Source organism: Candidatus Pantoea bituminis, from assembly GCF_018842675.1.
GTDB classification, from domain to species: Bacteria; Pseudomonadota; Gammaproteobacteria; order Enterobacterales; family Enterobacteriaceae; genus Pantoea; species Pantoea phytostimulans.
The window spans coordinates 2,460,612-2,483,432 of the sequence record NZ_JAGTWO010000004.1 but is presented as its reverse complement, the minus strand read 5'-3'; the positions used below and the strand labels follow the sequence as shown (position 1 = coordinate 2,483,432).

At 48.0% G+C, this 22,821-nt stretch carries 15 protein-coding genes and 3 pseudogenes; 13 read left to right on the top strand and 5 right to left on the bottom strand.

Going from position 1 to position 22,821, the window contains the following annotated elements; translation table 11 throughout:
• The first annotated feature begins 259 nt into the window (after positions 1-259).
• Positions 260-1,411 (top strand): MFS transporter, encoded by a 1,152-nt coding sequence (locus KQP84_RS15470; RefSeq protein ID WP_215847197.1) that lies wholly within the window; start codon positions 260-262, stop codon positions 1,409-1,411.
• 56 nt (positions 1,412-1,467) lie between these two features.
• Here KQP84_RS15470 and pflA read toward each other — a convergent pair whose 3' ends face one another.
• The 4 genes and pseudogenes from pflA to ycaO all read right to left on the bottom strand — a co-directional run bounded on the left by pflA (position 1,468) and on the right by ycaO (position 7,731).
• Positions 1,468-2,208: a pyruvate formate lyase 1-activating protein gene (gene pflA, locus KQP84_RS15465; protein WP_215847196.1), complete on the bottom strand. Its 741-nt coding sequence runs from the start codon at positions 2,206-2,208 to the stop codon at positions 1,468-1,470.
• Between the two features lie 165 nt (positions 2,209-2,373).
• Positions 2,374-4,655 (bottom strand): annotated as a pseudogene (gene pflB, locus KQP84_RS15460) (formate C-acetyltransferase).
• Between the two features lie 72 nt (positions 4,656-4,727).
• Entirely contained in the window at positions 4,728-5,588 is an 861-nt protein-coding gene (gene focA / locus KQP84_RS15455) for a formate transporter FocA (protein WP_215847195.1), read from the bottom strand.
• Positions 5,589-5,967: 379 nt separating this feature from the next.
• On the bottom strand, positions 5,968-7,731 hold the full coding sequence (gene ycaO, locus KQP84_RS15450; RefSeq protein WP_215847194.1) for a 30S ribosomal protein S12 methylthiotransferase accessory factor YcaO: 1,764 nt from the start codon (positions 7,729-7,731) through the stop codon (positions 5,968-5,970).
• Positions 7,732-8,042: 311 nt separating this feature from the next.
• Between ycaO and serC the strand changes: the two genes are divergently transcribed.
• From serC to KQP84_RS15390, 12 genes and pseudogenes are all read left to right on the top strand, one after another.
• Positions 8,043-9,128: a 3-phosphoserine/phosphohydroxythreonine transaminase gene (serC, locus tag KQP84_RS15445; protein WP_215847193.1), complete on the top strand. Its 1,086-nt coding sequence runs from the start codon at positions 8,043-8,045 to the stop codon at positions 9,126-9,128.
• 85 nt (positions 9,129-9,213) lie between these two features.
• A complete protein-coding gene (gene aroA / locus KQP84_RS15440; RefSeq protein ID WP_215847192.1) occupies positions 9,214-10,500 on the top strand; it encodes a 3-phosphoshikimate 1-carboxyvinyltransferase in 1,287 nt (428 codons plus the stop codon).
• A gap of 192 nt (positions 10,501-10,692) precedes the next feature.
• Positions 10,693-11,373, top strand: a complete 681-nt coding sequence (cmk, locus tag KQP84_RS15435) for a (d)CMP kinase (protein WP_215847191.1) — start codon at positions 10,693-10,695, stop codon at positions 11,371-11,373.
• Between the two features lie 122 nt (positions 11,374-11,495).
• Entirely contained in the window at positions 11,496-13,169 is a 1,674-nt protein-coding gene (gene rpsA / locus KQP84_RS15430; protein WP_215847190.1) for a 30S ribosomal protein S1, read from the top strand.
• 83 nt (positions 13,170-13,252) lie between these two features.
• Entirely contained in the window at positions 13,253-13,537 is a 285-nt protein-coding gene (gene ihfB / locus KQP84_RS15425) for an integration host factor subunit beta (protein ID WP_003849360.1), read from the top strand.
• A 203-nt stretch (positions 13,538-13,740) separates the two neighbouring features.
• A pseudogene (locus KQP84_RS15420) lies at positions 13,741-15,992 on the top strand (DNA internalization-related competence protein ComEC/Rec2).
• Positions 15,993-16,026: 34 nt separating this feature from the next.
• Entirely contained in the window at positions 16,027-17,775 is a 1,749-nt protein-coding gene (gene msbA / locus KQP84_RS15415) for a lipid A ABC transporter ATP-binding protein/permease MsbA (RefSeq protein ID WP_215847189.1), read from the top strand.
• Positions 17,772-18,773 carry a tetraacyldisaccharide 4'-kinase gene (lpxK, locus tag KQP84_RS15410; protein ID WP_215847188.1) on the top strand — a complete coding sequence of 334 codons (1,002 nt, stop codon included), beginning with the start codon at positions 17,772-17,774 and terminating at the stop codon, positions 18,771-18,773. Before msbA ends, lpxK begins: the two co-directional genes overlap by 4 nt.
• Positions 18,774-18,801: 28 nt before the next feature.
• Complete coding sequence (locus tag KQP84_RS15405) at positions 18,802-20,028, top strand: winged helix-turn-helix domain-containing protein (RefSeq protein WP_215847187.1); 1,227 nt, start codon at positions 18,802-18,804, stop codon at positions 20,026-20,028.
• A gap of 82 nt (positions 20,029-20,110) precedes the next feature.
• Positions 20,111-20,293 carry a Trm112 family protein gene (locus KQP84_RS15400; RefSeq protein ID WP_215847186.1) on the top strand — a complete coding sequence of 61 codons (183 nt, stop codon included), beginning with the start codon at positions 20,111-20,113 and terminating at the stop codon, positions 20,291-20,293.
• Entirely contained in the window at positions 20,290-21,039 is a 750-nt protein-coding gene (gene kdsB, locus KQP84_RS15395; protein WP_215847185.1) for a 3-deoxy-manno-octulosonate cytidylyltransferase, read from the top strand. Before KQP84_RS15400 ends, kdsB begins: the two co-directional genes overlap by 4 nt.
• Positions 21,040-21,150: 111 nt before the next feature.
• Positions 21,151-22,044, top strand: coding sequence for a protein kinase family protein (locus KQP84_RS15390; protein ID WP_215847184.1), 894 nt, complete (start codon positions 21,151-21,153; stop codon positions 22,042-22,044).
• On the opposite strand, the pseudogene elyC reads toward KQP84_RS15390, so the two are convergent.
• Positions 22,024-22,807: pseudogene (gene elyC, locus KQP84_RS15385) on the bottom strand (envelope biogenesis factor ElyC). The gene KQP84_RS15390 and the pseudogene elyC sit on opposite strands and share 21 nt — an antisense overlap.
• Positions 22,808-22,821 lie beyond the last annotated feature (14 nt).

The following is a 22,821-nucleotide window of genomic DNA, read 5'->3' as shown; positions in this document are numbered from 1 at the left end:
GCAATTAAGTTAGTTAGCAGCGGGAACTTATCACAAATAAACGTTATCGACGCTTTATTCATCGTAAAGCTTAATAATCTCATTATTCATAGAGATAGAAAAATTCTATAGCATCATTAACCGCGCTGTAACCTACTGAAGATTAGTAAATTAAATTGTTAAGCAGCAAAATGTGCTGCACCTTTTTTTGCCGTTGACTTTAAAAAAGGCAATGGCAAACTGCGCGCAATTTCCTTCATTTCTTTTGGTTTTATCCACTATGTCTACCTGGTCACGTCCTGTGATGTTGCTGCTTTGCGGCTTGCTGTTAATGACGGTTTCAATAGCAGTACTTAACACGCTCGTCCCGTTGTGGCTCACGCATGACTTGCTGGCTACATGGCAAGTAGGCATGGTCAGTTCCTCCTATTACACCGGTAATTTAGCGGGCACGCTTTTAGCGGGATGGTTAATTAAAAAGCACGGTTTTAATCGGAGCTACTATTTCGCCACGCTGTTATTTGCGGTGGCCACAGTGTGTCTTGTGCTGCTTGATGGTTTTTGGGCCTGGACTTCGTTGCGTTTTATTGCTGGCGTCGGCTGCGCATTAATGTGGGTCGTAGTAGAGAGCGCATTACTGTGCAGCGGTACGGTACGTAACCGTGGTCAACTTCTTGCCGCTTATATGATTGTTTACTATCTCGGTACGGTCGCTGGGCAGTTGCTGGTGAGTAAAGTTTCGACTGAAGTTCTGAGTGTTATCCCTTGGGTTACAGCGCTGGTTATTTGCGCCGTATTACCCTTGATTTTCACGCGTGTTTCTTCAGAAAGCGAATCAGCTGAAGCGGCGCCAGGTCGTATCTGGCCGATGTTGCGTCGTCGCAATTCTCGCCTGGGTATCAACGGCTGCATTATTTCTGGCATCTTATTAGGCTCACTATATGGCCTGATGCCGCTGTATCTCTCACATCAAGGCATGAGCGATGCGAACGTCGGATACTGGATGGCATTGCTGGTAAGCGCAGGTATTGTGGGACAGTGGCCAGTAGGCAAACTTGCCGATCGCTTTGGTCGCATGTTAGTCCTGCGGGTTCAGGTCTTTGTGGTCATTCTCGGTGCGATTGCTATGTTAGCAAATGCTGCAATGGCACCTGCGCTGTTCGTACTGGGACTGGCGGGTTTTACGCTTTATCCGGTCGCGATGTCATGGGCATGCGAAACCGTTGCCCATCATGAGCTTGTTGCAATGAACCAAGCGTTACTGATGAGTTATACGGCGGGCAGTCTCGCGGGTCCCAGCATGACAGCTATGCTGATGCAAAATTACTCTGACCGTTTGCTGTTTGTTATGATAGCGGCGGTTGCGCTGGTTTACTTAGTGATGCTGCTGCGCAAAGCCGATCAGCAGGCAACACCCGTGGCACATGCCTAAAATCGGGTCATAGACATGAAAAAGGGAGCGAATTGCTCCTTTTTTGTGCGTGTCAGTTAGTACATGACGTTGTGACCGTAGCTCGCAAGAATGTTTTTTACGCGTTCCATAGTCTCTTTTGACGGGGGTTTTACACCGTCAAGTTTGTACTCTTCACCCATGGCAATCCATTTGTGTTTGCCCAGTTCGTGGTAGGGAAGCAGTTCGATTTTCTCAACATTCTGCATATCCTTAGTAAACTCGCCAAGGCGATGAACCGAATCATCATCATCGGAATACCCAGGAACCACGACAAAGCGTATCCACGTTCGCTTGTCTTTCTTCTGCAAATAGCGAGCAAAGTCGAGCGTACGGTGGTTAGAAACACCCACCAGGTTCTGGTGTATATCATCATTCATTTGCTTCAGATCGAGCATCACCAGATCGGTTGCATCTAACAATTCATCTATAACCGGATCATAACGACGCACAAACCCATTGGTGTCAAGGCAGGTATGAATGCCTTCAGCCTGACAGGCCCGAAACCAATCACGGACAAATTCTGCCTGTAGAATCGCTTCGCCGCCCGATGCGGTTACTCCGCCTCCCGATGCGTTCATGAAATGGCGGTACGATAAAACATCCGCCATCAATTCTTCCACTGTGATCTCTTTACCACCATGGGTGTCCCAGGTATCACGGTTGTGGCAATAAAGGCAGCGCATCAAGCAGCCTTGAAAGAAAGTGATGAAGCGGATGCCGGGACCATCAACGGTACCGCACGATTCGAATGAGTGGATACGACCGGTGATTGACATTGCGATGTATTCTCCAGGTAGGCCTGCTGAAGCAGGCAGCACAATCTTTGTCGCGCTTAAAACATTAAATCAATTTTGGTTGCTTCCTGTTAAGAGAGCAACCAAAGCAGACTTTGTATAAAAGGCTCCAAAAGGAGCCTTTTTAACGATTTTAAAGCTGAATTTTTAAAGTGACTGCGTGAAGGTACGCGTAATCACGTCTTGCTGCTGCTCTTTTGTCAGCGAGTTAAAGCGAACCGCATAACCCGAAACACGAATGGTGAGCTGCGGATATTTTTCTGGATGCTCCATAGCGTCTAACAACATTTCACGGTTCATCACATTCACATTAAGATGTTGGCCGCCTTCAATGTCAGCCTCATGATGGAAGTAACCATCCATCAAACCTGCCAGGTTAGCTTTACGTACGTTATCGTCTTTACCCAGCGCATTTGGCACGATAGAGAAGGTGTAAGAAATACCATCTTTAGCGTAGGCAAAGGGGAGTTTCGCTACGGAAGTCAAAGAAGCAACCGCGCCTTTCTGATCGCGTCCATGCATTGGGTTAGCACCCGGCCCGAATGGCGCGCCAGCACGACGACCATCGGGTGTGTTACCGGTTTTCTTACCGTAAACCACGTTTGACGTAATAGTCAGAACTGATTGAGTTGGCACCGCATTACGATAAGTTGACAGCTTCTGGATTTTTTCATGAAGCGTTCTACTAAATCACAGGCCAAATCATCCACACGTGAGTCATTGTTACCAAACTGCGGATATTCACCTTCAATGTCGAAATCGATCGCCAAACCGTCTTCATCGCGAACCGGTTTCACTTTGGCATATTTAATCGCGGACAATGAGTCTGCTGCTACTGACAAGCCTGCGATACCACAAGCCATGGTGCGGTAAACGTCACGATCATGCAGCGCCATCAACGATGCTTCATAGCTGTACTTATCATGCATGTAATGGATAATGTTCAGTGAAGTAACATACTGTTTGGCCAGCCAATCCATGAAGTGATCAAGACGCTCCATGACGGTGTCGAAATCCAACACATCATCGGTAATTTTGTCGCCTTTCGGGCCTACCTGCATTTTCAGTTTTTCATCAACGCCGCCATTGATTGCATAAAGCAGCGTTTTAGCCAGATTGGCGCGTGCGCCAAAGAACTGCATTTGCTTGCCAACAATCATCGGGCTTACACAACAGGCGATGGCGTAGTCATCATTGTCGAAATCTGCGCGCATCAAATCATCATTTTCATACTGCAAAGATGACGTATCGATGGAAACTTTAGCTGCGTATTTTTTAAAGTTGATGGGTAATTTTTCTGACCACAAGATGGTCATATTCGGTTCTGGTGAAGGTCCCATGGTGTAAAGCGTATTCAGGAAGCGGAAAGTACTTTTGCTGACCAGCGTACGTCCATCTACACCCATACCGGCGAGGGATTCAGTTGCCCAGATAGGATCACCCGAGAAAAGCTCATCATATTCTGGTGTACGAAGGAAACGCACCATACGCAGTTTCATCACCAAATGGTCAATCAGTTCTTGAGCCTGCTCTTCATTTAACTTGCCAGCTTGCAGATCGCGTTCGATATAGACATCAAGGAATGTCGAAACGCGGCCAAAAGACATGGCTGCACCATTCTGTGATTTAACAGCGGCCAAATAGCCATAATAGGTCCACTGAACAGCTTCGATTGCATTGGTTGCCGGACCCGAGATGTCGTGGCCATATTTAGCCGCCATCTCTTTGATCTGACCTAATGCGCGATGTTGATCTGAAATCTCTTCACGCAAACGAATGGTTGCTTCGAGGTTGACGCCATTTTCAAGGTCATTTTGCAGAGAGGCAAATTGCGAGAATTTATCAGCCATCAAGTAATCAATGCCATACAGCGCTACGCGTCGATAATCACCGATAATGCGGCCGCGACCATAAGCATCAGGTAAGCCTGTCAAAATACCTGATTTACGGCAGCGCATAATGTCCGGCGTATAAACATCGAACACGCCTTGGTTATGCGTTTTTCGATATTCGGTAAAGACTTTTTTCAGGCCGGCATCAAGTTCACGGCCATATACTTTGCATGACCCTTCGACCATTTTGATGCCGCCAAAAGGGATGATGGCGCGTTTTAGTGGTGCTTCAGTCTGCAAGCCGACAATTTTTTCTAAAGACTTATTGATATAGCCTGCATCGTGAGAAGTAATAGTAGAAGCAAGATCGGTGTCGAAATCTACCGGCGCATGGGTGCGGTTTTCAATTTTGATGCCTTCCAGCACGCTATCCCACAGCTGAGTGGTTGCTTGTGTTGCGCCGGAAAGAAATGATTCATCACCATCATAAGGCGTGTAGTTTTTTTGAATAAAATCACGTACGTCGACGCGATTTTGCCATTCGCCCTCAGCGAATCCTTCCCAGGCCGAAGCCAGTTTTGCATTAAGTTCGGTCATGATATACCTGCCTTATCTAAGAAGACTTTCACATTCAAGCATAAGGAAATACCTTGTGCCGTCCGGATACTGTTAATGCACCGAGTCACCGTCACGTAAATAGATGACCCAGTAAGTCAACCCGACCAGCAGACCACCACCAATGATATTGCCAAGGGTGACTGGAATCAGATTGTCGAAAATGAAGTTATTGACGGAAAGCGCTTGAAATTGCGATGCGCTGGCGCCGGTTGCCTGCCAAAACTCTGGACCAGCAAAATCGCGAATGACGATGGCGAAAGGAATCAGAAACATGTTTGCAATGCTGTGCTCAAAGCCACTGGCGACAAACATGGCAACCGGTAGAATCATCACCACTATTTTATCTGTTAGTGTTCGACCGGAATAACTCATCCAAACTGCCAGGCAGACTAATAAGTTAGCAAGGATCCCTAAACAAACGGCTTCGATAAAAGTGTGATGCATTTTATGGTCGGCTGTTTGTAAAACATTCATACCCCATGCGCCGTTGGCGGCCATGTGTTGGCTTGCAAACCACATCAATGCGACGAAAAACAGAGCACCAACCAAATTACCGATATAAACGTTGATCCAGTTACGCGCTAGCTGCCCCCAGCTTATACGTCCGCTTGCTTTAGCAACGACAATTAATACTGTTGAGGTAAAGAGGTCTGCTCCGCCGACTACGACGAGAATCAAACCGAGTGAAAAACAGATACCACCAATCAGTTTCGCGACGCCATACGACATGCCGGCACTGCCTGTTGTAGCAGTAATATAAAAGACGAAAGCAATTGAAATAAAAACGCCAGCGGTTATGGCTAAGAAGAAAGTCGTAAAAGGATGTTTGGTTGCTTTATAAACCCCGGCTTCTTCAGCAACTTTTGCCGTTGCGGCTGGTAGCAATAAATTAAAAGGGTTGTCAGCTTTCACACTAACTCTCTCCAAAAGATGTCTGTGAAAATAGTAACAAAGGAGTATAGGTTAGAAATTGATATGGATCATGTTTGCCGAGGCGATGGGATTTTGAAGGTAATAAATGACTGTTTGTTTCATTCAATCTCTTGAAAACAAAGATAAAAAATATTTTTAAAATATAAAATATTTTTTTAATTTATTTTAATGGTGCTTTTTATACGACAAGAATGTTTTTGAATTGATAGTAAGGTGTTAAATGAAAGAGTGCTTTTTCAATAGGATGGTTTTATTTTTCACACCGAATTCTTGAGGCGATTTGAAAAAAAGGCACTTCAAAATATCAGTGCCTAAATTTCGTTTTTAGCGTTTTTTATAAATCACAAAACAGCAGTGATTATTTATTTTGCCAATAAAGACGCTTGGCATTTTGCAACTTTTCGTAGGCAGCAAGTAATGACTGATGTGCCGGAAAAGCTTTCAAGTCATTATCAACGGGTTGCAGTCCATTAAACGGTGCTTCGCCACTGATTGCTGCTGAGGCAGCTTCAACCGCTTTTGCGCCATACATACGAGTGAAGGCATGATGATACTGAAGCGGATCACGCTCATCTTCCATTGCCAGCAGTAAGAGAGTTTGCAAGCAGCGATAGTAGTTTGCACGCTCTGGCGTGAAGATTGAGCTGTTAAACTCCATCGTCCATTCAGTCCAGATCAGTGCCTGATCTAAATCACCGCCCGCCAATGCTAACATCGCCTTAAGTTCCCCGATGCGCAGCGTATACCAACCATTATCTTTTCCGGTTGCCAAACCCAGTAGCTCGCGGACGCGAGTAAAATCGTCAAAGCCTTCTTCATCCAGATGGGCGATCAAATCCAAATATTCCTCTGGATTCCAGTTGCTTTCTGGCAAAGCCAATAACGTTTCACGAATGCCAGCACCCATGCTGTTATTGGCCAGCAACAAATCTTCTGCTGGATAAATATCAGACATGCCAGGCACAATAATGCGGCAAGCATAAACACTTAAATGTTCATAGTCGGCAATATAGACTTCCTGATTTTCGCTGCGGAAAATTGCCATTAACGTGTCGAACTCTTGCTCGGTAGTGCCGTCAAATTTCCAGTCAACGAAAGGATAGTCTGCTGTTTCTTTGAACATATCCCATGAAATTAAACCACTTGAATCAATAAAGTGCGTTTCTAAGTTGGCATGTTCTGCCACTTCTTCATCATCGAATGTTGGAGGTGTAAAGACATCTAAATCTTTCAGGCTACGGCCTTGTAATAACTCGGTTACGGTACGCTCAAGCGCAACACCAAAATCTGGGTGAGCACCGAAAGAGGCAAAACAAGTCCCATTTTCCGGGTTGAACAAGACGACACAGATGACCGGATATTTACCGCCCAGCGAGGCATCATAAGCAAAAATTGGAAAACCTTCGTCTTCAAGGCGAGCGATAGCTTCAATCACGCCTGGGTAACGCTGCATAACTTCATCTGGAATGGCGGGCAGGCTGATCGCCTCGGCTATGATGCGATTTTTAATGTAACGCTCAAAGACTTCTGACAAACCCTGAACGCGAGCTTCATTCGCAGTATTACCAGCAGACATCCCGTTTGAAACGTAGAGATTGCCGATAATGTTCATCGGGATATAGACGGTTTCTTGATCGGACTGGCGAGTAAATGGCAGGGCGCAGATACCGCGCTCGCTGTTGCCTGACTGCAAATCGATGAGTTCAGAACCAACCAGCGCATTGTCGGGATCGTAGAAAGCACGAAGGCGATTATCAAGAATGCCTTCAGGGAGAGTATCGTCTACAGGTAACGGGAACCATTTCTCATTGGGATAATGGACAAAATCGCCATTCGCGATGGAATGTCCTAACCAGAAGTCAGCAAAAAAGTAGTTGGTTGAGAGGCGCTCGAAATATTCACCTAAAGCGGAAGCCAAAGCCGCTTTTTTGCTGGCACCTTTACCATTGGTAAAGCAAAGGGGGCAATCACGGTCACGAATATGTACAGACCAGACATGCGGGACAGGATTTAGCCAAGAGGCTTCTTCAATATTAAAACCAAGGTCCTGCAGTTTCTGCTGGAAGCGAGTGATGGAATCTTCCAATGCGGCATCTTTGCCTGGGATAAAAGTTTGCGTCATGGTGCCGCTCTCTCTGTTTTAGGTGTGCGTAAAGCGCGCAATGATACGGACTTTACTGCTTGTTCGCTATTAAGGCGTTATAAATTTCTCCTGGCTATTCTTCACACTTCCCTTTGTTAACCCACCCGTAAAATCATGACACTCGAGCAGCCTCATAATATTTCGTTGTGCTTTGTATAACTAACATAACCTCCCGAGCGGCAAATTCAGAAAATGTGATGGCTGCCCGATTTGTGATTGCAGCCACCGAGAGGCAGTGATAAAACCGATACGTTATTCATAATCGTTCGATATGACAGTGGTGAGGGGAAATGACGCAAGTTTATAATTTTAGCTCCGGCCCAGCGATGCTGCCGGCAGAAGTGCTCCGTCGTGCAGAACAAGAACTGACAAACTGGCATGGCTTGGGTACTTCCGTAATGGAGATAAGTCATCGCAGTAAAGAGTTTATGCAGGTAGCAGAAGAAGCCGAACAGGACTTCCGTGATCTGCTGAAAATACCCGCTAACTACAAAGTTTTATTCTGCCACGGCGGTGCACGCGCACAATTCGCTGCTATACCCGGCAATCTCTTAGGAAATGCATCCAGCGCTGATTATGTTGACGGCGGCTACTGGGCGCATAGCGCAATTAAAGAAGCCGAAAAATATTGTTCACCACGTACGCTTGATGTGAAAACCACACTCGATGGCAAACGGGCCATTTTGCCGATGAGCGAGTGGGATCTGAGTGACGATGCGGCTTATGTGCATTTTTGCCCTAACGAAACCATTGATGGTATTGCTATTGATGAGCAACCCGATTTTGGTAATAAAATCGTCGTCGCCGATTTTTCTTCGACCATCCTGTCTCGTCCTATCGATGTTAATCGCTATGGTGTGATTTACGCTGGCGCCCAAAAAAATGTCGGGCCTGCAGGTTTGACCTTGGTCATCGTGCGTGAAGACTTGTTAGGCAAAGCGCACCCTTACGTTCCGTCAATTCTTGATTACCAGGTTTTAGCGGAAAATGGTTCAATGTTTAATACACCGCCAACCTTTGCCTGGTATCTTTCAGGTCTGGTCTTTAAATGGCTAAAAGAGAAGGGCGGCGTAGGTGAGATAGATAAGATCAATCAAGCTAAAGCTGACTTGCTGTATGGCCTGATCGACAAGAGTGATTTTTATCGCAATGATGTCGCGACTAAAAACCGTTCACGCATGAATATTCCATTCCAGTTAGCTGATGCATCGCTGGATAAAGTCTTTCTGGATGAGTCATTGAAAGTTGGCTTGCATGCTCTGAAAGGCCATCGTGTTGTAGGCGGCATGCGAGCCTCCATTTACAATGCAATGCCTTTAGAGGGTGTCAAAGCCTTAACCGATTTCATGATTGATTTTGAACGTCGCCACGGCTGATTATCAATGACATGCCAGCCTGAATGTTGGCACCAGACCCCGTCGTCAGGCGGGGTTTTCGTATTTTTTGAGGATTTCGTTTCACATGCAGGACTCCCTGACTTTACAACCCATTGCACGCGTTGACGGTACCGTTAACTTGCCTGGCTCTAAAAGCGTGTCGAACCGTGCATTGTTACTGGCTGCACTGGCAAAAGGCACTACCCGACTGACTAATCTGCTCGACAGCGATGATATCAAGCACATGCTGAATGCGCTTAAAGCGCTGGGTGTGAGTTACTCTCTTTCTGATGATCGTACTGTTTGTGAAGTCACGGGAAACGCAGGGCCGCTACTCTCGTCTGAACCACTGGAGTTATTTTTAGGGAACGCGGGTACAGCAATGCGTCCGCTTGCAGCCGCACTCTGCCTGGGCCAGCAAGATGTTGTATTGACGGGTGAGCCTCGTATGAAAGAGCGCCCAATTGGACACTTGGTTGATGCTTTACGTCAGGGCGGAGCAAAAATCGACTACCTTGAAAACAATAATTATCCTCCAATTCATCTGCAAGGTGGGTTTACGGGTGGTGAAGTCAGTGTCGACGGAAGTGTATCCAGCCAGTTTTTAACCGCATTGCTAATGACGGCACCCCTGGCCGAGCAGGATACTTCTATCAATATTAAAGGCGAGCTGGTTTCTAAGCCTTATATTGATATCACTTTGCATCTGATGCGCAGCTTTGGGGTTGATGTTGAAAACCAAGGTTACCAGCGTTTCATCATTAAAGGTCAACAACAGTACCAGTCGCCAGGCGACTATCTGGTTGAAGGCGATGCCTCGTCGGCTTCTTATTTCCTGGCTGCGGCAGCCATTAAAGGTGGCACGGTGCGCGTTACAGGCATTGGCCGTAACAGTGTGCAGGGCGATATTCATTTTGCGGATGTGCTGGAAAAAATGGGCGCGCACGTTGAATGGGGCGATGATTACATTGCCTGCACCGCTGGAAAATTGCAGGCTATTGATATGGATATGAACCATATTCCCGATGCGGCAATGACTATTGCTACTGCTGCATTATTTGCAGAAGGTACAACCCAGCTGCGTAATATTTACAACTGGCGTGTAAAAGAAACCGACCGTTTGGCCGCAATGGCGATTGAATTACGCAAAGTGGGAGCTGAAGTTGAAGAGGGCCATGATTACATCCGTATCACGCCGCCAACCTCATTAACACATGCTGACATTGGTACATATAACGATCACCGCATGGCAATGTGTTTTTCACTGGTGGCGCTCTCCGATACACCAGTAACCATCCTCGATCCAGGTTGTACGGCTAAAACGTTCCCTGATTATTTCGAACAGTTGGCTAAGATTAGTCATAACGCCTGATAGTCATAATCCGACGTTCCATGCGTCGGATTCCTTCTTTAAATGGCAGTGCCTCGCCAGAAATCCTCTGATTTACCTGTAATTTCTAACGCCGTCTACGCTAAGGGGTAACTAAGCTGGCTCAGGCCGCGTATAATGCTTGCCATTATTAGGGCTCAAAAGCCAAAAGACGCGCGGTAACAGGAGAGAATAATGACGGCGACTGCCCCGGTTATAACTATTGATGGACCAAGCGGTGCGGGAAAAGGCACCCTGTGCAAAGCGATGGCTGAATCCTTGCAATGGCATCTGCTTGACTCGGGCGCGATTTATCGTGTTCTGGCGCTGGCTGCATTACACCATCAAGTTGATATTGAATCAGAAGAAGCGCTGGTTCCGATTGCCGCTCACCTTGATGTGCGCTTTGTATCGCAAAGTGGAGAAATGCAGGTCATCCTTGAAGGAGAAGAGGTAACCGGTGAAATCCGTACTCAGGAAGTGAGTAATACCGCTTCGCGTGTTGCGGCTTTTCCACGTGTTCGTGAGGCTCTGCTGCGACGTCAGCGCGGTTTTCGCGAAGCGCCGGGATTGATCGCCGACGGACGTGACATGGGAACCGTTGTTTTCCCAGATGCACCGGTAAAAATCTTCCTGGATGCAAGTTCGGAAGAACGTGCTCACCGCCGTATGCTACAGTTGCAGGAGAAGGGCTTTAATGTTAACTTTGATCGCCTTTTAGCCGAGATAAAAGAGCGCGATGATCGTGATCGCAACCGTGCAATTGCGCCTTTAGTTCCTGCGCAAGATGCTTTGGTTCTGGACTCAACGCAAATGTCTATCGAGCAAGTTATCGATAAAGCATTGAAATATGCTCGTGAAAAATTGGGCATTTAATATCTCGGTGTGACAGAATTTAATAACCCTGTACCAAGGACCCGGTGCTGGGCATGTGAAACAACCCCATCCGACATGAAGTCAGATGGACGTTAAATTGAAGAATCCTGAAGATTATCAATATGACTGAATCTTTTGCTCAACTATTTGAAGAATCCCTGAAAGAAATCGAAACCCGCCCGGGTTCCATCGTTCGTGGCGTTGTTGTCTCAATTGACAAAGACGTAGTTCTGGTTGATGCGGGCCTGAAATCTGAATCTGCAATTCCTGCAGAGCAGTTCAAGAACGCAGCCGGCGAACTGGAAATCCAGGTTGGCGACGAAGTTGACGTTGCTCTGGACGCAGTAGAAGACGGCTTCGGTGAAACCCTGCTGTCCCGTGAGAAAGCTAAACGTCACGAAGCTTGGATCACGCTGGAAAAAGCTTACGAAGAAGCAGAAACTGTTACCGGTGTTATCAACGGCAAAGTCAAGGGCGGCTTCACTGTTGAGCTGAACGGTATTCGTGCGTTCCTGCCAGGTTCACTGGTTGACGTACGTCCAGTTCGCGACACTCTGCACCTGGAAGGCAAAGAGCTTGAATTCAAAGTAATCAAGCTTGATCAGAAGCGTAACAACGTCGTGGTTTCACGTCGTGCTGTTATCGAATCTGAGAACAGTGCTGAGCGCGATCAGCTGCTGGAAAACCTGCAGGAAGGCATGGAAGTTAAAGGTATCGTTAAGAACCTTACTGACTACGGTGCATTCGTTGATCTGGGTGGCGTTGACGGCCTGCTGCATATCACTGATATGGCGTGGAAACGCGTTAAGCATCCAAGCGAAATCGTGAACGTGGGCGACGAAATCACTGTTAAAGTGCTGAAGTTCGACCGCGAGCGTACTCGTGTGTCTCTGGGCCTGAAACAGCTGGGCGAAGATCCATGGGTTGCTATCGCTAAGCGCTATCCAGAAGGCACCAAGCTGACTGGTCGTGTTACCAACCTGACTGATTACGGCTGCTTCGTTGAAATCGAAGAAGGCGTTGAAGGTCTGGTACACGTTTCAGAAATGGACTGGACCAACAAAAACATCCATCCGTCTAAAGTTGTAAACGTAGGCGATGTGGTTGAAGTTATGGTTCTGGACATCGATGAAGAGCGTCGTCGTATCTCCCTGGGTCTGAAGCAGTGCAAATCTAACCCATGGCAGCAGTTCGCAGAGACCCACAACAAAGGCGATCGCGTTGAAGGTAAAATCAAGTCAATCACTGACTTCGGTATCTTCATCGGCCTGGACGGCGGCATCGACGGTCTGGTTCACCTGTCTGACATCTCCTGGAACGCGACTGGCGAAGAAGCCGTTCGTGAGTACAAAAAAGGCGACGAAATCGCTGCTGTTGTACTGCAGGTTGATGCAGAGCGCGAGCGTATCTCACTGGGCGTTAAACAGCTGGCAGAAGATCCGTTCAACAACTACATCACTTTGAATAAGAAAGGTGCAATCGTCACCGGTAAAGTGACTGCAGTTGATGCTAAAGGTGCTACAGTTGAATTAGCAGACGGCGTTGAAGGTTACCTGCGCGCTTCTGAAGCTTCGCTTGACCGCGTTGAAGACGCAACTCTGGTTCTGAATGTTGGCGACGATGTTGAAGCTAAATTCACCGGTGTTGATCGTAAAAACCGCGTAGTTAGCCTGTCTGTTCGTGCGAAAGACCAGGCTGACGAGAAAGAAGCTATCAATACTGTTAACACCAAACAGGAAGAAAGCAACTTCTCTAGCGCTATGGCTGAAGCGTTCAAAGCGGCGAAAGGCGAGTAATCGTCTTAACGCACCGGGCGGGAAACCGCCCGGTTTCGGTAAAAGGCTGTCATACATTCCAATAGGGATTAACCGGAGGTTAAATGACCAAGTCAGAACTCATTGAAAGACTGGCGGGCCAGCATACTCATATACCGGCGAAAGTCGTTGAGGATGCGGTAAAAGAAATGCTTGAGCACATGGCCACAACGTTGGCACAGGGCGAACGCATTGAAATCCGGGGATTCGGCAGCTTTTCATTGCATTATCGCGCACCGCGCACGGGCCGTAACCCTAAAACGGGTGACAAAGTGGATCTGGAAGGTAAGTATGTTCCCCACTTCAAGCCAGGCAAAGAATTGCGTGATCGTGCAAATATCTACGGTTAAGCCGATACCGAATCGCATAAACGACATCTTAGGATGTCGTTTTTTTTGCTTTAAATTCTTTTTGCGAGCCAACGTCCAAATCAACGTTCTGCAAGATGCAAAGCATCACTCTTCCTACATAACAGCGTCCAAAGTCTTAAATCCTACCTTTTAAATACGTCATAGCTTGTCAAACTGCTGAAATCTTTTAGATGGATTGCATTATGTTGACATGGACTGCATTAGCTCGAATAACGATTATCGCCGCTCTGCCTTTACTGGTGTTGCCTCAACTGCCAGCACCGGGAATTTTGCTCGCTTTATTCTGTGCTGCGGTCGTTTTACTGCAGTTCCGTATACAACCAATACGTATAGCGGGCATTGCGCTCTTGTTACTGGTGTGGATGCTTCACGATGCTCGCCTGATCGTTGATGATATTGAAAAGCTGACTATCAAGCCTCAACAGTTCTATGTCCTTGTTGATGAGGTTCGTCAGGAAAATAAACAAATTAAAGTCAGGCTTTTAAAAGAGGGAGATCACTTTATTTTCCCCCACGTTTTGCCTGGCTCTCATTTGATAGTGATAGCCAAAAGTATTGCCCCGGACAGCGCTGGAGCATGCAACTTCGGCTGCGTGCAGTGCATGCACGGTTAAACGAAGGAGAGTTTGATAACCAGCGTTTTGCATTGGCTAATCACACCCCACTGCAGGGGCGAATCATAAAACAAGATGCAGAATCATCCGCATGTAGTTGGCGCTGGCAATTCATTAAACATCATGAGGCGCAAATCGGGTTTCTTTCGCAACAGGCCACGCTTAAGGCTCTGGCTTTTGGCATCCGCAATGACCTCAGCAAAACGACTCGTCAGCTGTTGCGTGACACCGGAACTGCACATCTCATGGCCATTTCAGGTATGCATATAGCGTTAGCGGGTGGAGTGGGGTGGCTGTTAGCGCGAGGTATACAATTTCTTTTACCGGCACACCGCATCGGTTACCTGTTTCCTCTTATCGCCAGTTGGATTTTAGCTGCAACTTACACTTGGTTATCAGGCGGGCACGCGCCTGCTCAGCGAGCCTTGTTAGCATTAACGATTTGGATAGCCACTCGTATTGCGGCTGCTCAACTAAACGGCTGGCAAATATGGACGTTATGCATTGGCTTGCTATTAATTACGGATCCATTAACTGTTCTTTCAGAGAGTTTTTGGCTTTCAGCTTTAGCGGTGGGCATGCTGTTAATTTGGTATCACTGGTTTCCTTTACCGGTTCGTTTTCATCAGCGACGTTGGTTATTGCTGCAATTATTGCATTTACAGATTGGCATGATGATTTTAATGGCACCGCTGCAGGTCACTCTTTTTAATGGCATCAGCGTAACGGCATTGGTTGCCAACTTGATTGCAGTGCCGGTTATCTCGTTCATTACCGTTCCGTTAATATTGCTTGCCATGATGCTGCCGTTTTCCTCAGCCTCAGCACTCATCTGGTGGTGTGCTGACTCAACATTGCGTGGGCTTGTTTATGTTTTGACGCTTCTTCCTACCGGCTGGTGGCCGTTACATAACGCTTCATTGCTCGCACTTCTTGTTTGGGGTGGGTTAATTATCTGGCGGGCACAAATCTTTTTTAGTGCACCACTTAGCTGCTGTGCTATCGCCATTGCAATGCTATTAAGCCGTCAGGAGAAAATTGAACAGGGCTGGCGAATAGATATGTTAGATGTTGGGCATGGTTTAAGTATCGTAATCAGTCAGGGCAGAGAAGCCATTTTGTATGATACCGGCCCACGTTGGAAAACAGATGATGCCGGAGGACGCGTTGTCATTCCCTGGCTTGAGCGCAAGCAATTGCAGTTGCAGCAGATCATTCTCAGTCATAAACATCTCGATCACAGCGGCGGACTTGAATCCATAAAACAGCGCTGGCCGCAGATTCAAGTGAGAAGCGCATTAAATAATGTTGAACATTTATCGTGCATTCGTGGAACTCAGTGGCAATGGAAACAGCTGCATTTTCAAGTCTTGTGGCCGATAAACGCGTCTGCATCTGGAAATAATAACGACTCATGCGTGATCAGCGTAGATGATGGGAAGGTTCGACTGTTGCTCACAGGCGATATAGAAGCGATAGCAGAGCGGCAACTGGTTGCGTTAGAAAAGCATAATTTAAACGTCGATATCGTGCAGGTTCCGCATCATGGTAGCCGAACATCCTCGTCATCATTGTTTTTGCGAAGCCTGAATGGCCATGCTGCGCTGGCTTCCGTAGCACGTTATAACGCCTGGCGCATGCCTGCAAAATCGGTACTGGAAAATTACCAAAAAACGGGCTTTAACTGGTTTGACACAGGTCAGTCAGGTCAAATAAGTCTCTTCATTAATAACGGTAAAATGCGTGTTGCGACGCTAAGGGAACAATTAATGCCCCGTTGGTATCATCAGTGGTTTGGCGTAAAACGCGAATCCAGGTAGAATGGCCGGCTATTTCCAACAACGTGAATAAATAATGCATCAAGATAAAGATCTCTCAACCTGGCAGACATTTCGTCGACTCTGGCCGATGATCGCGCCGCATAAAGCGGGTTTATTTGTGGCTGCGATAGCCCTGATACTCAATGCCGCAGGCGACACCCTGATGCTTTCACTGTTGAAGCCTTTACTGGATGATGGTTTTGGCAAAGCAGACAGATCAGTGATGCTATGGATGCCGTTAGCCGTAATTGGCTTGATGCTGATACGAGGCGTAACCAGCTATATCTCTAGCTATTGCATTTCTTGGGTCTCGGGAAATGTAGTAATGAGAATGCGCCGTCGATTGTTTAGCCACATGATGGGAATGCCGGTCGCCTTCTTTGATCAGCAATCGACCGGGACACTACTGTCGCGTATTACCTACGATTCTGAACAGGTCGCCTCTTCTTCTTCAAGTGCGTTAGTCACTGTAGTGCGTGAAGGTGCATCAATCATCGGCCTGTTTATCATGATGTTCTATTACAGCTGGCAGCTGTCATTGATTCTGATTGTGCTGGCTCCGGTTGTTTCGTTTGCTATTAGACTGGTCTCTAAGCGCTTTCGTAACATCAGTAAGAACATGCAAAACACGATGGGGCAGGTGACAACCAGCGCGGAACAGATGCTTAAAGGCCATAAAGAAGTGTTGATCTTTGGCGGTCAGGATGTGGAATCTGAGCGCTTTGGCAAAGTCAGTAATCGCATGCGTCAGCAGGGCATGAAGCTGGTTTCAGCCTCATCCATCTCTGATCCGGTGATTCAGCTGATCGCTTCACTCGCATTAGCATTTGTGCTCTATGCGGCGAGCTTTCCAAGCGTAATGGACACATTAACGGCCGGTACGATAACCGTCGTGTTTTCATCAATGATCGCCTTGATGCGCCCACTGAAATCCCTGACCAACGTTAACGCCCAGTTCCAGCGCGGCATGGCTGCTTGCCAAACGCTGTTCTCAATTCTCGACAGTGAGCAGGAAAACGACAACGGCTCGCGTGAAATCACTCGCGCTAAAGGCGACATTGAGTTCCGCGAGGTGACCTTCACTTACCCAGGGCGTGATACGCCTGCGCTGCGTAACATCAACCTCTCGTTACCTGCAGGTAAAACGGTTGCGCTGGTTGGACGTTCCGGTTCAGGTAAGTCAACCATGGCAAGCTTGCTGACACGTTTTTATGACATTCAACAGGGTGAGATTTTGTTGGATGGACATGATTTACGTGAATACACGCTGCGTTCGCTGCGTAACCAGGTTGCGCTGGTATCTCAAAATGTACATCTGTTTAACGACACGATTGCGAATAATATCGCTTATGCGCGTAGTGAACAGTACAGCCGTGAAGAGATTGAGAAAGCGGCAACAATGGCGCATGCAATGGACTTCATCAACAAGATGGATAACGGTCTGGATACGATCATTGGCGAGAATGGTGTGCTGCTATCAGGTGGTCAGCGTCAACGTATTGCCATTGCGCGTGCATTGCTGCGTGACTGTCCGATATTGATTCTGGATGAAGCGACGTCAGCGCTTGATACCGAATCAGAGCGCGCTATTCAGGCTGCGTTGGACGAACTGCAGAAAAACCGTACCTCATTGGTTATCGCGCATCGCCTTTCTACCATTGAAAAAGCCGATGAAATTGTAGTGGTTGAAGATGGGCAGATCGTAGAGCGTGGAACCCACGCAACGCTGCTGGCAGAGAAAGGGGCTTATGCTCAACTTCACAAAATGCAGTTTGGCCAATGATTGAACGTATCTGGAGTGGACGATCGCCGCTGTGGTTGCTGTTATGGCCACTAAGCCTGCTCTACGGGGCGATCTCTACTTTGATTCGTTACAGCTACCAACGAGGCTGGCGTAAAAGTTGGCGAGCGCCGGTTCCGGTGGTGGTGGTGGGGAATCTCACCGCGGGCGGTAACGGTAAAACGCCTGTGGTGATCTGGTTGGTACAAGCATTACAACAGCGTGGCTTACAGGTCGGCGTAGTTTCACGCGGATACGGCGGTAAAGCTGATCATTACCCGCTGCGGGTGAATGCTGACACCTCCACCGAACAAGCGGGTGATGAACCGGTTCTTATTGCCCAACGCACGGGGGCACTCGTCGCGGTGGCCCCGAAACGACGTTTAGCTATTGAAGCATTGCTTGAAGGTGGCGACATTGACGTTGTTGTGACTGATGACGGATTACAACACTACGCGTTGCAACGTGATAAAGAGATCGTAGTAGTAGATGGCGTACGTCGTTTTGGTAACGGTTGGTGGCTACCCGCAGGCCCGATGCGTGAGCGAGCTTCACGCCTCAAAGAAGTCGATGCCATTATCGTCAATGGTGGTGAAGCACAGCCGGGTGAAATGACGATGTTTTTACAGCCCGGTCAGGCAACTAATTTACTCACTGGCGAGCAGCTATCCATCCAACAACTTGAAAACGTTGTGGCAATGGCTGGAATTGGCCATCCACCCCGCTTTTTCACTACGCTCAAGCAACAGGGTTTGACGCCACTAGCGGAAATTGCCTTTGCCGATCATCATGCTTACAGCAAAGAAGAATTATCACGTTTGCTTTTAGCGGGTCAGAACCTGCTTATGACAGAAAAAGACGCGGTGAAATGTCGAGCTTTTGCGCAACCAAACTGGTGGTATTTACCGGTTGATGCTGATTTGCGGGGTGAAGGTGTTGAGCCTTTACTGAATGATATTGAACAACTTTGCCGTAAACCTTCGCCTGATCCGCATCATTAATTACAGGTGATGTCGGATAAGGAAGAGGATGAACGTTACACATTCACTTTCGTTACAACAGGCTCGAAATCTTCATCTTGCTGCGCAGGGAATGCTGCGCACACCTCTTCGTCGCGCACGCTTTCAAGATCTTATTGATTGCGTCTCGCGTATGTCACTGCTGCAAATCGATACCATTAATGTCGTGGCGCGAAGTCCCTATCTGGTGCTATTCAGCCGCCTTGGCCATTATCCCTCGTCATGGTTAGAGCAGGCGCTGAAGCAGGGCGAATTGTTTGAATACTGGGCGCATGAAGCGTGCTTTATTCCTCGCGCGGATTACAAGCTGCTGCGTCATCGCATGTTGTCACCCGAGAAACTGGGTTGGAAATATAACGCAACCTGGATGAGCGAACATCAGCAAGAGATTACCGATCTGCTTGAACACATCAGGCTAAATGGCCCTGTAAGGGCTGCGGATTTTGCGAGTGGCGACAATCATAAACCAGGCTGGTGGGCATGGAAGCCGCATAAACGGCATCTGGAAAATCTCTTTAGCGCAGGGGAATTGATGGTAGCAGAAAGGCGAAATTTCCAACGCGTTTATGATTTACGCAGCCGCGTAATGCCTGAGTGGCAAGATGAATTACATAGCATTGATGAAGCTGAGGCGATCAACCTCATGCTACTCAATAGCGCTCGCAGTCTGGGAATTTTTCGCGCTGCCTGGTTGCCTGATTATTACCGCCTAAAGCGTGTTGCGCTTAAGCCCTTTTTGACGCAGATGCAGGCTAATGGTGACATTGTGGCCGTCAACGTGGCGGGTCTCGGTGATATGTGGCTGCATCGCGATTCTCTTTCGCTGCTTGATTCCCCTCTTTCCGCCAGCCATAGCGCACTGTTATCACCTTTTGATCCCGTGGTATGGGATCGTAAGCGTGTGCTAGAACTGTTCGATTTTGATTACCGCATCGAGTGTTATACGCCTGAAGCGAAACGCAAATATGGCTATTTCGTATTGCCTTTCTTACATCGCGGCCAAATTAAAGCACGGCTGGATGCCCGCATGGTGCGTAAGTCCAACCAGCTCGTGATTAAAAACCTGTGGCTGGAAGATAACACACGTCTGTCCCCCTCATTTATTCAGGATTTTCAACGAGCCATTACGCGGTTTGCAGCCTGGCAAGATGCAGAACAGGTTATTATTGAACAGGCTCCAAAAGCGTTGCTTTATGCATGGAGTTCGTCGTGGAGCATCAACAGCAAAGGTGCGTAACCTCATCCGGTTTCCGTACAGTCGCGATGCTTTCGCTATGGTATGCTTGAAGCCTAAGAATTCGGTCCTTGAAGGAGGATATATGGATCACCGTTTACTCGAAATCGTTGCCTGCCCAGTTTGTAATGGCAAGCTGTATTACAACAATGCTCAACAAGAACTGATCTGCAAACCGGATGCGCTGGCATTCCCGGTGCGCGATGGCATTCCGGTTTTACTTGAAAATGAAGCCCGTACATTGTCGATTGAAGAGATTCATCCATGAGTTTTATTGCCATCATTCCTGCGCGCTATGCTTCTACGCGTTTGCCTGGAAAACCGTTGGTCGATATTCATGGCAAGCCAATGGTGGTGCATGTCATGGAGCGTGCACGTGAATCCGGTGCCAGCCGGGTCATTGTCGCAACCGATCATCCCGACGTGGCAAAAGCGGTTGAAGCTGCTGGCGGCGAAGTCTGCATGACGCGCGCCGATCATCAATCGGGCACAGAACGTTTGGCTGAAGTGATCGAAAAATATCAGTTTGCTGATGATGAGATCATTGTAAACGTGCAGGGCGACGAGCCGATGATCCCTGCGGATATCGTTCGTCAGGTCGCAACCAACCTGGCAAAAGCTGATGCAGGTATGGCCACGCTAGCTGTGCCGATCACCGATGCTGAAGAAGCATTCAATCCCAATGCCGTAAAAGTGGTAATGGATGCACAGGGCTATGCACTCTATTTTTCGCGTGCGACCATTCCCTGGGATCGTGAGCGCTATGCGGCGTCTCGTGACATTATTGGTGACACACTGCTGCGTCATATTGGCATTTATGCCTATCGCGCTGGATTTATCCGTCGCTATATTGCCTGGGCGCCGTGTCCGCTAGAGCAAATCGAACTGCTCGAGCAACTTCGCGTGTTGTGGTACGGCGAAAAAATCCATGTCGCTGTGGCTAAAACCATTCCGAGCGTGGGTGTCGATACCCCAGAAGATTTAGTGCGCGTGCGTTTAGCCATGCAAGCTTAAAAAGGCCGGGGAACACTTCCCCGGCTTATGTCAAAAAGTTGATCCACTTCTAAACTTCTTATGATCAAGCCCTCCAGGATAGTGTGATATTTCATCTCAGGAGGATGACGTATGGAACACCTGAAAGCTGAATTAACGCTGGTGCTGGGTGAAAAAATCAGTCGTCTGGAAACCATCAGTGAACAGCCTCCAACCCGGCTTTATGCCTTGTACGATCATGATGGCAAGCCGATGCCGCTGATAGCGAAATATTATCGCCATCAAGGGCGTGCCGCGCTCGAAGCCAAAAAGCTGGCATTACTAGGCCATGAAGGATTAATTGCCGTGCCTGCAGTTTATGGCGTGGTCATTAGCCAACAAAAGCCAGTGCACGAAATGTTGCTGTTGGCGCGACTCAATGGCGTGTCGGCAGAAGCGCCCACCCGCGACGCTGCGCGATGGCAGGAATTTTGCGAACAGGTGGTTGAAGGCTTGTTGGCCTGGCATCGCATCGACAGTCATGGTTTAGTCGGCACGGTTGACAGCACCCAAGAGAATAGTTGGCCTGCATGGTTTAAACAGCGGGTTGAAGTTCTATGGGCAACAATGAGCTATTTGCGGCCGCCTTACTTCACGCTTGAAGATCGCCAAATTTTATTTCGCTGTCGCGAGCGATTAGCCCATTTGTTGCGGGACTTCGATGATCCCTGTGTAATGCTTCATGGCAATGTGCGATTACAAAGCATGATAAAAAATGCGCGCAGCGATCAGCTCATCGCGATGACGCAGCCGGGAAATATTCTCTGGGCACCGCGTGAATATGAGCTGATCCATTTAGGCGAGTCAGCTGCAGAAACGGCGCTGCTGCATGATTACTTACAGCGCGCACCGGTTTCAGAAGGATTTGTCTGGCGGCGTTGGGTCTATCAATTATGGGATTGCATCGATACCTTGATCCATAGCGGCGAATTTGATCGCCCGCGTTTTGACCATGCGCGTCAGCAGCTACTTCCCTGGCTCGGTTAGCGGTAAATCATCAGCCTTTACGCGTTGCCAGGCTTGCCCCAACGTTTCGTAAACAGCGCGTTCGCTGTGGCCCAACCAAAGCGGCGAAGGTATGGCGCGCTCCCACCAGTTTAAGGGTGAGGTAATGGCCATCTGATTAGCCGGTGCTGCAATCGGATTCAATCCAGCAGCCTGAAAAAATTGCATCGCTCTGGGCAGATGATTAGCAGAACTGATGAGCAGGAAAGGGTGCTGACTAACTTGCCTTTTCACCGCCAGCGCTTCCTCTTCGGTATCTTTAGGTTGATCGAGAATCTTAATCTGCTCAGGCGGTACGCCCAGGCTTTCAGCCACTGAGGCTGCCACCCACGCATTGCTTCTGGGGTTCTGTCCCCCGCTGCGCCAGTGAATATCATCGTGGAATCAGGATTGCGCCGCCATTGCCGCACGCCTTCCGTTACTCTTGGCAAACTATTGCCCACTAAATTTGAACTGGGCGCCCAATTCGGATTGAAGGTATAACCGCCACCCAGCACCACGATATAATCCACCTTTTCTGCACCGTTCCAGGTTGCGTAACGATTTTCCAGAGGGAAAAGCAGGCGATCGGCAACAGGTTGTAGGCTCAATAACAGTAAAACAAGCCAGCTGACTGAGATCACTATTTTGCCGCTTTTCTGCCATCGGCTACACCAAAGCAGTAAAATACCCAAAGCCATCAGCAATAGCAGAAACGGCAGGGAAGTAACAGACCGCCCACCGCTTTTTTCAGGCTAAAAAGCATCTAAAAACTCTCCT

Bases quoted from the DNA above. Each gene is read 5' to 3' on its own strand.
- KQP84_RS15470 (WP_215847197.1), top strand. From the start codon at position 260: ATGTCTACCTGGTCACGTCCTGTGATGTTGCTGCTTTGCGGCTTGCTG.
- pflA (WP_215847196.1), bottom strand. From the start codon at position 2,208: ATGTCAATCACCGGTCGTATCCACTCATTCGAATCGTGCGGTACCGTT.
- ycaO (WP_215847194.1), bottom strand. From the start codon at position 7,731: ATGACGCAAACTTTTATCCCAGGCAAAGATGCCGCATTGGAAGATTCC.
- serC (WP_215847193.1), top strand. From the start codon at position 8,043: ATGACGCAAGTTTATAATTTTAGCTCCGGCCCAGCGATGCTGCCGGCA.
- aroA (WP_215847192.1), top strand. From the start codon at position 9,214: ATGCAGGACTCCCTGACTTTACAACCCATTGCACGCGTTGACGGTACC.
- cmk (WP_215847191.1), top strand. From the start codon at position 10,693: ATGACGGCGACTGCCCCGGTTATAACTATTGATGGACCAAGCGGTGCG.
- rpsA (WP_215847190.1), top strand. From the start codon at position 11,496: ATGACTGAATCTTTTGCTCAACTATTTGAAGAATCCCTGAAAGAAATC.
- ihfB (WP_003849360.1), top strand. From the start codon at position 13,253: ATGACCAAGTCAGAACTCATTGAAAGACTGGCGGGCCAGCATACTCAT.
- msbA (WP_215847189.1), top strand. From the start codon at position 16,027: ATGCATCAAGATAAAGATCTCTCAACCTGGCAGACATTTCGTCGACTC.
- lpxK (WP_215847188.1), top strand. From the start codon at position 17,772: ATGATTGAACGTATCTGGAGTGGACGATCGCCGCTGTGGTTGCTGTTA.
- KQP84_RS15405 (WP_215847187.1), top strand. From the start codon at position 18,802: ATGAACGTTACACATTCACTTTCGTTACAACAGGCTCGAAATCTTCAT.
- KQP84_RS15400 (WP_215847186.1), top strand. From the start codon at position 20,111: ATGGATCACCGTTTACTCGAAATCGTTGCCTGCCCAGTTTGTAATGGC.
- kdsB (WP_215847185.1), top strand. From the start codon at position 20,290: ATGAGTTTTATTGCCATCATTCCTGCGCGCTATGCTTCTACGCGTTTG.
- KQP84_RS15390 (WP_215847184.1), top strand. From the start codon at position 21,151: ATGGAACACCTGAAAGCTGAATTAACGCTGGTGCTGGGTGAAAAAATC.